We start from the raw sequence: 13345 nt of genomic DNA, 5'->3' as shown, positions 1-13345 counted from the left end.
GACTCAGCGCCCTGCCCCGTAGGTATCTTCGCGGATGACGCGCGGCGTGATCTCGCGCGGCTCGATGGTGACCGGCTGGTAGACCACCCGTTCCTGCGCCTGGTCGTAGCGCATCTCGACGTTGCCCGAGAGCGGGAAGTCCTTGCGGAAGGGATGGCCGATGAAGCCGTAGTCGGTGAGGATGCGGCGCAGATCGGGATGGCCTTCGTACAGCAGGCCGTAGAGATCGAAGGCTTCGCGCTCGAACCAGTTCACGTTGGGCCACACACCGATCAGCGACGGCAGCACCGGGAACTCGTCGTCCGGCGCGTAGCAGCGCACACGCAGGCGCCAGTTGTGGGTCAGCGACAGCAGGTGGACGACCGAGGCGAAGCGCGGCCCCGTCCAGGGCGTGCGTCCGTACGCGGAATAGTCGATGCCGCACACGTCCACACAGGACTCGAAGCGCAGCTCGGCATGGTCGCGCAGCGTGGTGCATACCGCGATCAGGCGCTCGGCGGGCACTTCGATGGTGACTTCGCCCAGCGCTTCGGTGAGGCGCAGGTCTGACCCGAGAACGTTGCGCAGGTTCTCTTGCAGGGTTTCCAGTTTGGTCATGCGATATCTGCCGGAGGAAGGCGATGCGAAAGGACCGGCACGGCGATCATCCGCGGGCGATGGTGTTGGTGCGGCGGATCTTGTTCTGCAGTTGCAGCAGACCGTACATGAGGGCTTCGGCGGTGGGCGGGCAGCCCGGCACGTAGATGTCGACCGGCACGATGCGGTCGCAGCCACGCACCACGGAATACGAATAGTGGTAGTAGCCGCCGCCGTTGGCGCACGAGCCCATGGACACCACCCAGCGCGGCTCGGCCATCTGGTCGTACACGCGGCGCAGCGCCGGGGCCATCTTGTTGCACAGCGTGCCGGCGACGATCATCACGTCGGACTGGCGCGGGCTGGGGCGAAAGATGATGCCGAACTGGTCGAGATCGTAGCGGGCCATGCCGGCGTGCATCATCTCGACCGCACAACAGGCCAGCCCGAAGGTCATCGGCCACATCGAACCGGTGCGAGCCCAGTTCATGACCGCGTCGGCGCTGGTCGTGATGAAGCCTTGCTTCATGAGTCCATCGTTAGCCATGATTTTTTCCGTGATACGGGATGCGCCTTGCCGGCGTCACTCCCAGTCGAGCGCGCCCTTCTTCCATTCGTAGACGAAACCCACGACCAGAATGGTGAGGAACACGATGGCCGTCCAGAACCCGAGCAGGCCGACTTGGTCATTGGCCATGGCCCACGGGAACAGAAAGGCGATTTCGAGATCGAAAAGGATGAAGAGGATGGCGACGAGGTAGTAGCGCACATCGAACTTCATGCGGGCGTCCTCGAAGGCTTCGAAGCCGCACTCGTAGGGAGCAAGCTTGGCCTTGTTGGGACGCCTGGGACCGATGATGGAACCGGCCGAAAACAACGCGACGCCGACCAATGAGCCCACCAGGATGAAGATCAGGACGGGCAGATAGGTATCGGTAACCATGAGGACTCCTCGGGCTCACCCGCGCCGGCGGGTGACGACTTGTGCAGACTTGCCGAAAACCCTGGGCCGGGCTCCGGAACACTCTCCATTGTATCGCATCGGCACATATGCTAAAAATCTTTGGTTTACCTTTGATGTATGCCAAGGGTACCGCCAGCACCCCTTCCAGGCACTGGCCGACACGCACGGCCGCGAGCAATTTCCCGGCATCCGGGGCGTGCTGCGGCCACTGCGCCACGGGCTATCTCCACCCGCGGCGGCCCATCATCCGCCCAGCTTGCCCGTCACGTGACGGGCGATGGCCAGCGAGGCCGTCAGCCCTGGCGATTCGATGCCGAACAGGTTGACCAGCCCTGCCACTCCGTGGTCCGCGGGCCCGGCGATCACGAAATCGGCCGCCGGCTCGGCCGGCCCCACGATCTTGGGCCGGATGCCCGAATACGTCGCTTCCAGCGCACCAGCCGGCAGGCCCGGCCAGTACTTGCGCACGGCCGCATCGAAGCCGCGCAGCCGTTCGGGGTGCACCGTGTAGTCCTCGCCCTCGATCCACTCCGTATCGGGCCCGAAACGCGCCTGGCCGCCCATGTCCAGGGTCAGGTGCACGCCCAGCCCGGCGTTGTCGGGCACGGGATAGATGAGGTGCGTGAACGGGGCGCGGCCCATCAGCGCCGCGTACGAACCCTTGCAGAAATAGGCCTGCGGCACCGCTGCTGCCGGCAGCCCCTCGATGCGCCCGGCCAGCGCGGGGGCGTGCAGCCCTGCCGCATTGATGAAGGCACCGCAACTGAGCGAGAGCGGCTCCTCGCCGCCGAAATCCACGACGAAGCCGCCCGCCTGCTGCCGCACGGCCAGCACCGGTGTGCGCATGACGTACTCGACGCCCGCCGCCTCGCCGTCCGTCTGCAGGGCCTGCATGTAGGCGTGGCTATCGACGATGCCGGTGGAAGGCGACAGCAGCGCGCCGACGCAGGATAGCGCGGGTTCGAGCGCGAGCGCCTGCTCGCGCGTGAGGCGCTGCAGGTCATGGACGCCGCTGGCAACCGCATGCGCCTGGATACGGGCCAGCGCGGGCAATTGATCCTCGCTGGTGGCAACGATCAGCTTGCCCAGTCGGCGCGCAGGCACGTGGCGCGACTCGCAATACTCGTACAGCAGGGACTTGCCCTCGACGCAAAGCCGGGCCTTGAGACTGCCTTCCGGATAGTAGATGCCGGCATGGATCACTTCGGAGTTGCGCGAACTGGTCGCCCGGCCGATGTCTTCGGCCGCTTCGGCCACCAGCACGCTGCGCCCCTGTCCGGCGAGTTCGCGCGCCGCGGCGAGCCCGACGACGCCCGCCCCGGCGATGACACAATCGAAATCGAACATTCTCAGCCTCTCCTGCGACGTGCCGCATACGGCACACGGCCGCGTTGCCCGAGAGAGAAACGCGGCCGATGGGAACCAGGGTATGGCCGGGCGCCAGGCGCCCGGCCGGGCTCATGCGGCAGCCGCCGCCCGTTGCTCCAGCACCTGCACCGCAGGCAGCACCTTGCCCTCGAGGAACTCGAGGAAGGCGCCGCCACCGGTCGAGATGTAGCCTATGCGCTCGCCGATGCCGTACTTGGCGATCGCCGCCAGCGTATCGCCGCCGCCCGCGATCGAGAAGGCGGGCGCGTCGGCGATGGCGCGCGCCAGCGTCTCGGTGCCGTTGCCGAAGGCGTCGAACTCGAACACGCCGACGGGGCCGTTCCAGACGATGGTGCCGGCCTTGCGCAGACCCTCGGCCAGGCGCGTTGCCGTCTTGGGCCCGATGTCCAGGATCAGGTCGTCTTCGGCCACCTCGGCCGCGGCCTTGACCGTGGCTTCGGCATCGGCGGCGAAGGCCTTGGCGCACACCACGTCCTCGGGGATGGGCACCTCGGCGCCACGCTCACGCATCAGCGCGATGATGGCCTTGGCCTCGTCGAGCTGGTCCGGCTCGGCCAGCGACTTGCCGATGGGCAGGCCGGCGGCCAGCATGAAGGTGTTGGCAATGCCGCCGCCCACGATGAGCTGGTCGACCTTGTCGGCCAGCGAACGCAGGATGCTGAGCTTGGTCGAGACCTTGGAGCCCGCCACGATGGCCACCAGCGGGCGCTTGGGCTCGCTCAGGGCGCGGCCCAGGGCATCCAGCTCGGCGGCCAGCAGCGGACCGGCGCAGGCGACCGGCGCGAAACGCGCGATGCCGTGCGTGGTGGCCTCGGCGCGGTGCGCCGTGCCGAAGGCATCGTTGACGTAGACGTCGCACAGGGCGGCCATCTTGCGCGACAGGCCCTCGTCGTCCTTCTTCTCGCCGACGTTGCAGCGGCAGTTCTCGAGCAGCACGACCTCGCCCGGCGCCACGTCGACGCCATCGACCCAGTCGCGGCGCAGCGGCACGTCGCGCTCGAGCAGCTCGCCCAGGCGGCGGGCCACCGGCGCCAGGCTGTCGGCCTCGGTGAACGCACCTTCCTTGGGACGCCCCAGGTGGGAAGTGACCATGACGGCCGCGCCGGCGTCGAGCGCCATGCGGATCGCCGGCACCGAGGCGCGGACGCGGGTGTCCTCGGTGATGTTGCCGGCGTCGTCCTGCGGCACGTTGAGGTCGGCGCGGATGAACACGCGCTTGCCGCGCAGCTCGCCGCGCTCGGCGAGCGCGGCCAGGGTGATGGGCTGAACCATGGACGCGCCCCCGTCTTACTTGGCGGTGGCCAGCGCGACGGTAGTGTCGAGCATGCGGTTGGAGAAGCCCCACTCGTTGTCGTACCAGCTCGACACCTTCACGAGCGTGCCGCCCGAGACCTTGGTGAGCGTGGCGTCGAACGTGCTCGAAGCCGGGTTGTGGTTGAAGTCGACCGAGACCAGCGGCTCGTCGTTGTAGTTGAGGATGCCCTTGAGAGGACCATCGGCGGCGGCCTTGAGGATCGAGTTGACTTCCTCGACCGAGGTCTCGCGCGCGGCGGTGAAGGTCAGGTCGACCACCGATACGTTGATGGTCGGCACGCGGATGGCGTAGCCGTCCAGCTTGCCGTTCAGTTCGGGCAGCACCAGGCCGACCGCGGCGGCCGCGCCGGTCTTGGTCGGGATCATGTTCATGGGGGCCGAACGGGCGCGGCGCAGGTCTTCGTGGTAGACGTCGGTCAGCACCTGGTCGTTGGTGTAGGCGTGCACCGTGGTCATCAGGCCCGCCACCACGCCGATGGCGTCATGCAGCGGCTTGACCAGCGGAGCCAGGCAGTTGGTGGTGCACGAAGCGTTGGAGATCACGGTGTGCTCGGCCTTGAGCACGTCGTGGTTCACGCCGTAGACCACGGTGGCGTCGACGTCCTTGCCGCCGGGCGCGGAAATGACCACCTTCTTGGCGCCGCCCTTCAGGTGGGCGCCCGCCTTTTCCTTGCTGGTGAAAAAGCCCGTGCATTCGAGCACCACGTCCACGCCCAGCTCGCCCCAGGGCAGCTCGGCCGGGTTGCGGTTGGCCAGCACGCGGATCTTGTCGCCGTTGACCACCATGTACTCGCCCTCGACCGCGACGGTGCCGGGGAAGCGGCCGTGGGCGGTGTCGAAGCGGGTCAGGTGCGCGTTCGTCTTGGGATCGCCCAGGTCGTTGATGGCGACGATTTCGATGTCGTGCTTCTTGCCGCCCTCGTAGTGGGCACGAAGGACGTTGCGGCCGATACGGCCGTAGCCATTGATGGCAACGCGGATGGTCATGGCGCGAGACTCCTTGAGAAAAATCCGGTCAGATGCTTGGGACAACCTGGGCGGCAGCCCGGCGTACTGGCGTGGGAGAGCGGCCTGCGGTGCAGACCGCCGCCGCGCATCAGCCGAGTACGCCGCGCACGGCCTCGGCCACCGCGGCCGAGGTGATGCCGAAATGCTTGAACAGAACGCCGGCGGGCGCGGACTCGCCGAAGGTGTCGATGCCGACCACGGCGCCGTCCAGGCCGACATACTTGCGCCAGTACCCGGTGACGCCGGCCTCGACGGCCACGCGCGGCAGGCCCGCGGGCAGCACCGAGTCGCGCCAGGCGCGCTCCTGCTTGTCGAACACGTCGGTGCTGGGCATGGAGACCACGCGCACCGCGATGCCCTCGGCGGCAAGTTCCTTCTGGGCTTCCAGAGCCAGCGAGACTTCCGAACCGGTGGCGATGACGACCGCGCGCGCGTCGGCGGCATCGCTCAGCACGTAGCCGCCGCGCGCAACCGCCGCCAGCGTGGCCGCGTCGCGCGGCATGAAGGGCAGGTTCTGGCGCGAGAGCAGCAGCGCCGTCGGGCCGCCCGGCTGCACGTGCATGCCCACGCTGGCCGGGCGCTCGACCGCGGCGCCCCAGGCGAACAGGGTCTCGACGGTGTCGCAGGGACGCCAGACGGACAGGTTGGGGATCAGGCGCAGGCTGGCGGCGTGCTCGACCGACTGATGGGTCGGACCGTCTTCGCCCAGGCCGATGGAATCGTGCGTGAACACGTGCACCACGCGCTGCTTCATCAGCGCGGCCATGCGGATCGCGTTGCGCGAGTAGTCCGAGAACGTCAGGAAGGTGCCGCCGAACGGCAGGAAGCCGCCGTGCAGCGCCAGGCCGTTCATGATCGCGGCCATGCCGAACTCGCGCACACCGTAGTTGATGTGGCGGCCGGCGACGCCGGCGCGCACCGCGACGGCGCCCTTCCAGTCGGTGTAGTTGGAACCGGTGAGATCGGCCGAACCGCCCAGCAGTTCGGGCAGCAGCTCGACCAGCGCCGTGATGGCGTGCTGCGAGGCCTTGCGCGTGGCCACGGTCTCGCCCTTCTCCACAGTGGCGGCGAGCAGTTGCTCGAAGCGCTGCGCGAAGTCGGCGGGCAGTTCGCCGCGCATGCGGCGCAGGAACTCGGCGGCCTCGGCCGGGAAGGCGGCGCGATAGGCGTCGAAGGCGGCCTGCCAGGCGGCTTGCGCCTCGGCGCCACGGCTGCGCGCGTCCCAGGCAGCGTAGATCTCCTGCGGCACGACGAAGGGTTCGCTGTCCCAGTGCAGCGCGGCGCGGGTAGCGGCGACCTCGTCCTTGCCCAGAGCGGCGCCGTGCACCTTCTCGGTACCGGCCATGTTGGGCGCGCCCTTGCCGATCACCGTGTGGCAGACGATGAACGTCGGGCCGCCGGTGTTGCCGCGCGCCTCTTCGAGGGCGGCGGAAACGGCGTTGGCGTCGTGGCCGTCGACGCCGCGGATCACGTTCCAGCCATAGGCTTCGAAGCGCTTGGCGGTGTCGTCCTTGAACCAGCCCTCGACGTGCCCGTCGATGGAGATGCCGTTGTCGTCGTAGAGCACGACCAGCTTGTCCAGTTGCAGTGTGCCGGCCAGCGAGCAGACCTCGTGGGAGATGCCTTCCATCAGGCAGCCGTCGCCCACGATGGCATAGGTGTGGTGATCGACGATGGTGTGGCCGTCGCGGTTGAACTCGGCCGCGAGCAGGCGCTCGGCGAGCGCCATGCCGACGGCATTGGCCAAGCCCTGGCCGAGCGGGCCGGTGGTGGTCTCCACGCCCGCGGTGATGCCGACTTCGGGATGGCCCGGGGTGCGCGAGTGCAACTGGCGGAAGTTGCGCAGCTCCTCGATCGGCAGGTCATAGCCGGTGAGGTGCAGCAGCGAGTAGATCAGCATCGAGCCGTGGCCGTTGGACAGCACGAAGCGGTCGCGGCCGGGCCAGGCGGGATCGGCGGGATTATGGCGCAGGTGGCGGTTCCACAAGGCTTCGGCGACTTCGGCAAGACCCATCGGGGCGCCGGGGTGACCGGAGTTGGCCTGCTGCACGGCGTCCATGGACAGTGCGCGGATCGCGTTGGCCATGCGGGCGGCCAGGGCAGGTTCGGGAGAAGTCGAGGCGCTCATGACGGGAATCGGCTGACGGCGATGTGCAATACTGGGAAGCCCGCCATTTTACCGTGATTCGCCAGCGGTCCGGAAAACCGCCTCGCGCCCGATGTCCATTCCCCGCTTCTACGTTCCCGCCCCCCTGCCCGCCAGCGGCCACCACGTCCTGCCCGAGGATGTCGCCCACCATGCCGGCCGCGTACTGCGCCTGGCCGCGGGCGATCCTATCGTGCTGTTCGACGGCACGGGCGGCGAATACCACGCCAGCCTGGGCTTCGACGGCAAGCGCGCCTATGCCCGGATCGAGCGCCACGTGAACTGCGAACGCGAGCTGGCCGGCACGCTGCGCCTGGCCCAGGGCATCGCCAGCGGCGACAAGATGGAGTGGATCGTCGAGAAGGCCGTGGAGCTGGGCGTGGCGCAGATCCAGCCGATCGCCGCCCAGCGCAGCGTGCTGCGCCTGCAGGGCGAGCGCCTGGACAAGCGGCTGGCCCAGTGGCGCCGCACCGCGATCGCCGCGGCCGAGCAATGCGGCCGCAATCGCGTGCCCGCGCTGGCCGCGCCGGGCTCGCTCGCGCAGTACCTGCGCGAGCCGCCTGCCGGCGCGCTGCTGCTCTGCCATCCGGATGCGACGCAAAGCCTGGGCGACGCGCTGGCACATGTCCGGCCCGAGCCCGGGGCAACCCTGCTGGTCGGCCCCGAGGGCGGCTGGTCGGACGAAGAACTGGCCATCGCTGCCCGGGCAGGCGCCCAGCGCGTGCGTTTCGGCAGCCGCGTGCTGCGCACGGAGACCGCGGGCCTGGCGCTGCTCGCGGCCAGCGCCGCCCTGCTCGGCTGGCAGGATCAGGAGCCGTGAGTCACAGGCGGGCGTAGGCCAGCACCTTGCCGTTGTCGCGCACGTACTCGGCCGCATCGGCGAAAGTGGTCATGATGTCTTCGAGATGCTCGGCCAGGGCCGGCTCCCCGCCGTTGATGTCCTTCAGCAGCAGCAGCGCGCCGGGCCCGGGCTGATCCAGCACGGTGGCGGTCAGGCAATCGAGCAGCGCGTCGAGGTTGCCGCCGAAGAATTCCGGGAAGTCGACCGCGGTGGCGATTGCGCGCAAGACCGCGGACTTGGACTTGGCCCGGGCGCAATCGACCGGAAACACGGCATAGCCGAGCGCGCCCGCCGCGCCGGCCAGGGCGTCTTCCGCAGCCTGGACCTGGCCGCCTTTGCGTATCTCTTCTTGCAAGGAATCGTGCGTACTGGTCATCACGATTGCTCTCCTGGCGTTGTATCTGTTGCTGTTGCTTCACGCCCCGCGACGCATGCGCGAAATCACGCAGCGAAGCAAGGGCGCGATTAAACCGCAAAAGCCGATCGAACGGCGCGCCGTCGCGCAAAAAAAATACCGCCCTTCCCGGCCGCCTGCAACGGGCGGCCGATGTCCGCCGCTCAGGCCGAGAAAAAAGCACGCACTTCGCTTGCCCTGGCCATGGCGTCGGACCAGCCCAGCGCGATCAGTTCGCGCGTATAGCCGGGCTCGAACAGCAAGTAGGACACCAGCCCGGCGCCGCGCGCCTGGCGCCCATCCCCGGACACCCCGACCGCGCCTAGCAGCGCGCGCATGGTGGCCGGCATCTCGCCCACGTGGCTGGCGGCGATCTCGTCCAGGTTGCGGCTGGGCGTGATCGCCAGCACCGAAATCTGACGTATGCCCAGGTGGCGCCGCATGTCGGGCGACAGCAGGTCGGCGACCTGGTTGGTGCGCGAGAGCTGCTCGATGTCGGCCGACAGGCTGTCCAGGAAGATGTTGGACAGCGCATGGGCGCCGATCTGTGCCAGCGTAGGATAGCCGAGGTCGCGCTCGCTGGTGGGGTTTTCCTGCGAGCGCCCGGCGCCGATCACCAGCACCCGCTCGGCGCCCAGATGAATGGCCGGGCTGATCGGCGCGAGCTGGCGCATGGCGCCATCGCCGCACCACTCGGCGAAGTCGCCGACCTGGATGCGGCGCGCCGGGAAGATGAAGGGAATGGCGCTGGAAGCCAGCAGATGGTCCACCGCGATCCGGTCGCGCACCGCGCGGCGCAGCGAGCGCTGCCAGGGACCGACGGCACCGCGGGTCTGGTAGAAGGTGAGATGGCGCCCCGAGGTGTAGCCCGAGGCGGTCACCGCGAGCGCCTCAAGGGCCCCGTTCGCCAGATTGTCCTCGAGCTGGTGGAAGTCGAGCGTCAAAGCGAGCAGCTCGCCCAGCGGCGCATTGTCGAGCAGCGAGCGCGGCCGACTGCGGCGCAGGCGCGCGAGCATCCAGCCGAACGACAGCATGGACAGCCAGCGCGCGCCGGTGCGCATCACGCCCAACGAATCCGAGCGATAGACCCTCTCGGTGCGCAGGTTCTCCCAGATCGCGTACAGCCGGCGCATGGCGGCGCGCGGGTTCTCGGCGCCGCAGGCGAGCGCGGTCGCGTTGATCGCGCCGGCCGAGGTGCCGCAGATGATGGGAAAGGGGTTGCGCGACAGGCTGCCGGGCGTTTCGCCCAGCAGCCGGTACACCGCCTTCAGGACACCGACCTGGTAGGCGGCGCGCGCGCCGCCCCCGGTCAAGACCAGCCCGGTGAGGGGCGCACCGCCTCTGGCGCCAGCGTCAGCGCTGCGAGTTGGCATCCAGGACGGCCAGCGCCGCGAGGTTGACGATGCGCCGCACCGTGGCGCTGGGCGTGAGCACGTGCACCGGCGCATTCGCACCGAGCAGGACCGGACCCACCGCGATGTTGCCGCCCGCCGCGGTCTTCAACAGGTTGTACGCGATGTTGGCGGCCTCGATGGTCGGGCACACCAGCAGGTTCGCCGAACCGGACAGCGCGGAGGTGGGCAGCAGGCGCTGGCGCGCTTCCGGGTCGAGCGCGATGTCGCCATGCATCTCGCCATCGACCTCGAGCCACGGCGCTTCGCGGCGCAGGATCTCGAGCGCTTCGCGCTGCTTCACCGCGGAGGCCGAGTTGTGCGAGCCGAAATTCGAGTGCGAGAGCAGCGCCGCCTTGGGCTCGAGGTTCAGGCGCTTCATCTCCTCGGCCGCCATGATCGTGATGTTCGCGATCTCCTCGGCGCTGGGGTCCTCGTTGACGTGCGTGTCCACCATCGCGATGGTGCGCTCGGGCAGTACCAGGAAGTTCATGGCGGCGTAGACCTTGGCGCCCTCGCGCTTGCCGATCACCTCGTCGATATAGCGCAGGTGGTTGCCGAACAGGCCCACGGTGCCGCAAATCATGCCGTCGGCCTCGCCCAGGCGGATCATCATCGCGCCGATGAGCGTCAGGCGGCGGCGCATCTCGACCTTGGCCAGGTCCTGCGTGATCCCGCGACGGTTCATGATCTCCCAGTAGGCCGTCCAGTACTGGCGAAAGCGCTGGTCGAACTCGGGGTTGGTGACGTCCACGTCCACGCCCAGGCGCATGCGCAGCCCGGCCTTCTCGATCCGAGCGGCGAGCACGGAGGGGCGGCCGACCAGGATCGGGCGCGCGAGCTTCTCGTCGATCACGATCTGGGCCGCGCGCAGCACGCGGTCGTCCTCGCCCTCGGTGAACACGATGCGGCTCTTGCCGCCTTCGCGCACGAGTTGCTTGGCCAGCGCGAACACCGGCTTCATGAACGCGCCCGAGTGGTAGACGAACTGCTGGAGCTGGTTGGTGTAGGCGTCCATGTCGGCGATCGGCCGGGTGGCCACGCCACCGTCCATGGCCGCCTGCGCCACCGCCGGCGCGATCCGCACGATCAAGCGCGGGTCGAACGGCTTGGGAATCAGGTACTCGGGGCCGAACGAGATGTCCGTGCGGCCGTAGGCCAGCGCCACGACGTCGCTCATTTCTTCCTGGGCGAGGCCGGCGATGGCATGCACCGCGGCGATCTCCATTTCCTTGGTGATGGTAGTGGCGCCCACGTCGAGCGCGCCGCGGAAGATGTAGGGAAAGCACAGGACGTTGTTGACCTGGTTCGGATAGTCCGAGCGGCCCGTGGCCATCACCGCATCCGAGCGCACCGCGAAGACTTCCTCGGGCAGCGCTTCGGGCGTCGGGTTGGCGAGCGCGAGGATGAGCGGGCGATCGGCCATGGCGGCGATCATGTCGGCCTTGAGCACGCCGCCCGCCGACAGGCCGAGGAACACATCGGCGCCGCCGATGACCTCGGCGAGCTTGCGCGCGTCGGTCTTCTGGGCGAAACGCGCCTTGTCAGGGTCCATGAGCACCTGGCGACCCTCGTAGACCACACCTTCGATGTCGGTAACCCAGATGTTCTCGCGCTTCAGGCCCAGGCTGACCATCAGCTCCAGGCAGGTCAGCGCGGCCGCGCCGGCGCCCGAGGTCACGAGCTTGACCTTGCCGATCTCCTTGCCGACCACCTTCAGGCCGTTGATGAACGCGGCCGCGACCGTGATCGCCGTGCCGTGCTGGTCATCGTGAAAGACCGGGATCTTCATGCGCGAGCGCAGCTTGCGCTCGATCTCGAAGCACTCGGGCGCCTTGATGTCCTCGAGATTGATGCCGCCGAAGGTCGGCTCGAGCGCTGCGACCACCTCGACGAACTTGTCCGGATCGGTTTCGTTGACCTCGATGTCGAAGACGTCGATGCCGGCGAACTTCTTGAAAAGGACCGCCTTGCCCTCCATTACCGGCTTGGAGGCGAGCGCGCCGATGTTGCCCAGGCCCAGCACCGCGGTGCCGTTGGTGATCACGCCGACCAGGTTGCCGCGCGCGGTGTAGCGCACCGCGTTTGCCGGATCGTCGACGATTTCTTCGCAGGCCGCGGCAACGCCAGGCGAATAGGCAAGCGCGAGATCGCGCTGGTTGGTGAGATGCTTGGTCGGTGTGACCGAGATTTTGCCGGGACGTCCGAGCTCGTGGTATTCGAGCGCGGCCTTACGAAATGTGGGGTCCATACTTCACACGTCTACGAGAAGAATGCGAATTATCGTCCGCCACGGCTGGCTTACACAACCGGCAGGCCTTCGATCAGGCGGCCGTGCGGATCGAAGGCGCGTTTGACCTCGGTGTCGAGGGCGCTCGCGCCAGGGTGGCCGCCGGGCCGGGCCGGCGGGACATGAGGATCGACGGCGCGCAGGCGCACGCGCTCCGGCCAGGCGAGCGCGCCCGCGCCGCCCAGCAGCAAATAGGCCAGATTGGGCTCGGCTTGACGCAGTGCATCGAGACGGAATCGCATGGGCCAGGCCGGTGCAGCCAGCCACCCAGCCAGCGCCGGTTCACGGGAGAGCACAAAGAGCCGGGAGACGATGCGCGAGGCGTCGCCACGCAAGGCGGGCGCCGCGCTCTGGCTGCCGAAGGCGCCCAGATACTGCGCCGCACCATCGGCCAGCAGGACGTCGGCATCGACGAGGCCGCTGCGTGCGCACTGAAGAGAGGGCCAGCCATGCATCTGCGGATCCGCCAGCCAGTCGAGCACGCTGGCCTGCGGCGCCGTGCCGGGACAGGCGTGTGGCAGGCAGGCCCGCACAGCATCGACCCGGGCGCCAGGCTCGACGTGCAGCAACGCGCCGTCGCGGCGGATCGCGGCCAGTGCGGATACGTCGAACTGCACGGTGGGATGGGGGGATGGCCGAGACGGCGCATGGGCGCTCACGCGCACGCCGCTGTCGGCGCAGATCGCGAGCGCGTGCCGCAGATCCTCGGCGCACGCCGCACGCAAACGGGCAAAACCCGGCAAGCCAGGCTGCGAGAGGTCGTCCAGGGCGCCGCGCACACTGCGCGCGAGGCGCAGGCAGAAACGCCCCCAGTCGCTCGCCAGAGCCGCACCGCCCGTCAGAAAGGCACGCCGAGACGCTTGCATCCGTACCCGACTCCGCTCACGCGAAGGAAAGTCTGCATGGTACAGGATGCAGCCAGGCGCAATCTGCCGGGCTCCCCTCGGGTTTGCCCCAGGCTCTGCGCAGACTGCGTCGCGTCGCTTGGGCGTACCCAAGGCGGCGCGACGCACCTTGCCTGTGCAGCGCCTG

Annotated in this window: 12 protein-coding genes; 1 reads left to right on the top strand and 11 read right to left on the bottom strand. The window is 68.6% G+C overall.

Annotated elements, in window-relative coordinates:
• Nucleotides 1-3: 3 nt before the first annotated feature.
• The 7 genes from FOZ76_RS06855 to tkt all read right to left on the bottom strand — a co-directional run bounded on the left by FOZ76_RS06855 (nt 4) and on the right by tkt (nt 7379).
• The gene (locus FOZ76_RS06855; RefSeq protein WP_143947403.1) at nt 4-597 is read right to left on the bottom strand and encodes an NADH-quinone oxidoreductase subunit C; all 594 of its coding nucleotides are present in this window, start codon (nt 595-597) and stop codon (nt 4-6) included.
• Nucleotides 598-643: 46 nt separating this feature from the next.
• Nucleotides 644-1123, bottom strand: a complete 480-nt coding sequence (locus FOZ76_RS06850) for a NuoB/complex I 20 kDa subunit family protein (protein ID WP_143947402.1) — start codon at nt 1121-1123, stop codon at nt 644-646.
• Nucleotides 1124-1159: 36 nt separating this feature from the next.
• On the bottom strand, nt 1160-1519 hold the full coding sequence (locus tag FOZ76_RS06845) for an NADH-quinone oxidoreductase subunit A (RefSeq protein ID WP_143947401.1): 360 nt from the start codon (nt 1517-1519) through the stop codon (nt 1160-1162).
• A gap of 264 nt (nt 1520-1783) precedes the next feature.
• Entirely contained in the window at nt 1784-2887 is a 1104-nt protein-coding gene (locus FOZ76_RS06840) for an NAD(P)/FAD-dependent oxidoreductase (protein WP_143947400.1), read from the bottom strand.
• A gap of 111 nt (nt 2888-2998) precedes the next feature.
• Nucleotides 2999-4201 (bottom strand): phosphoglycerate kinase, encoded by a 1203-nt coding sequence (locus FOZ76_RS06835; protein ID WP_143947399.1) that lies wholly within the window; start codon nt 4199-4201, stop codon nt 2999-3001.
• Nucleotides 4202-4216: 15 nt separating this feature from the next.
• Complete coding sequence (gene gap / locus FOZ76_RS06830; RefSeq protein ID WP_143947398.1) at nt 4217-5230, bottom strand: type I glyceraldehyde-3-phosphate dehydrogenase; 1014 nt, start codon at nt 5228-5230, stop codon at nt 4217-4219.
• Nucleotides 5231-5339: 109 nt separating this feature from the next.
• Entirely contained in the window at nt 5340-7379 is a 2040-nt protein-coding gene (tkt, locus tag FOZ76_RS06825; protein ID WP_143947397.1) for a transketolase, read from the bottom strand.
• A 91-nt stretch (nt 7380-7470) separates the two neighbouring features.
• On the opposite strand from tkt, the gene FOZ76_RS06820 reads away from it, so the two are divergent.
• Nucleotides 7471-8217 carry a 16S rRNA (uracil(1498)-N(3))-methyltransferase gene (locus FOZ76_RS06820; RefSeq protein WP_143947396.1) on the top strand — a complete coding sequence of 249 codons (747 nt, stop codon included), beginning with the start codon at nt 7471-7473 and terminating at the stop codon, nt 8215-8217.
• A gap of 1 nt (nt 8218) precedes the next feature.
• Here FOZ76_RS06820 and FOZ76_RS06815 read toward each other — a convergent pair whose 3' ends face one another.
• From FOZ76_RS06815 to FOZ76_RS06800, 4 genes are all read right to left on the bottom strand, one after another.
• The gene (locus FOZ76_RS06815) at nt 8219-8614 is read right to left on the bottom strand and encodes a barstar family protein (protein ID WP_246129335.1); all 396 of its coding nucleotides are present in this window, start codon (nt 8612-8614) and stop codon (nt 8219-8221) included.
• 182 nt (nt 8615-8796) lie between these two features.
• Nucleotides 8797-10005, bottom strand: coding sequence for a patatin-like phospholipase family protein (locus FOZ76_RS06810; protein WP_143947394.1), 1209 nt, complete (start codon nt 10003-10005; stop codon nt 8797-8799).
• Nucleotides 9986-12274: an NADP-dependent malic enzyme gene (locus tag FOZ76_RS06805; RefSeq protein WP_143947393.1), complete on the bottom strand. Its 2289-nt coding sequence runs from the start codon at nt 12272-12274 to the stop codon at nt 9986-9988. Before FOZ76_RS06805 ends, FOZ76_RS06810 begins: the two co-directional genes overlap by 20 nt.
• A gap of 50 nt (nt 12275-12324) precedes the next feature.
• Nucleotides 12325-13179 (bottom strand): hypothetical protein, encoded by an 855-nt coding sequence (locus FOZ76_RS06800; RefSeq protein ID WP_143947392.1) that lies wholly within the window; start codon nt 13177-13179, stop codon nt 12325-12327.
• Nucleotides 13180-13345 lie beyond the last annotated feature (166 nt).

Source organism: Verticiella sediminum (assembly GCF_007558815.1).
In the GTDB taxonomy this organism is placed as follows: Bacteria; Pseudomonadota; Gammaproteobacteria; order Burkholderiales; family Burkholderiaceae_B; genus Verticiella; species Verticiella sediminum.
The sequence above is the reverse complement of the archived record's forward strand: the minus strand, read 5'-3'. Positions and strand labels throughout refer to the sequence as shown.

Bases quoted from the DNA above. Each gene is read 5' to 3' on its own strand.
- FOZ76_RS06810 (WP_143947394.1), bottom strand. From the start codon at position 10,005: ATGCCAACTCGCAGCGCTGACGCTGGCGCCAGAGGCGGTGCGCCCCTC.
- FOZ76_RS06855 (WP_143947403.1), bottom strand. From the start codon at position 597: ATGACCAAACTGGAAACCCTGCAAGAGAACCTGCGCAACGTTCTCGGG.
- FOZ76_RS06805 (WP_143947393.1), bottom strand. From the start codon at position 12,274: ATGGACCCCACATTTCGTAAGGCCGCGCTCGAATACCACGAGCTCGGA.
- FOZ76_RS06840 (WP_143947400.1), bottom strand. From the start codon at position 2,887: ATGTTCGATTTCGATTGTGTCATCGCCGGGGCGGGCGTCGTCGGGCTC.
- FOZ76_RS06845 (WP_143947401.1), bottom strand. From the start codon at position 1,519: ATGGTTACCGATACCTATCTGCCCGTCCTGATCTTCATCCTGGTGGGC.
- FOZ76_RS06815 (WP_246129335.1), bottom strand. From the start codon at position 8,614: ATGACCAGTACGCACGATTCCTTGCAAGAAGAGATACGCAAAGGCGGC.
- gap (WP_143947398.1), bottom strand. From the start codon at position 5,230: ATGACCATCCGCGTTGCCATCAATGGCTACGGCCGTATCGGCCGCAAC.
- FOZ76_RS06820 (WP_143947396.1), top strand. From the start codon at position 7,471: ATGTCCATTCCCCGCTTCTACGTTCCCGCCCCCCTGCCCGCCAGCGGC.
- FOZ76_RS06835 (WP_143947399.1), bottom strand. From the start codon at position 4,201: ATGGTTCAGCCCATCACCCTGGCCGCGCTCGCCGAGCGCGGCGAGCTG.
- FOZ76_RS06850 (WP_143947402.1), bottom strand. From the start codon at position 1,123: ATGGCTAACGATGGACTCATGAAGCAAGGCTTCATCACGACCAGCGCC.
- FOZ76_RS06800 (WP_143947392.1), bottom strand. From the start codon at position 13,179: ATGCAAGCGTCTCGGCGTGCCTTTCTGACGGGCGGTGCGGCTCTGGCG.
- tkt (WP_143947397.1), bottom strand. From the start codon at position 7,379: ATGAGCGCCTCGACTTCTCCCGAACCTGCCCTGGCCGCCCGCATGGCC.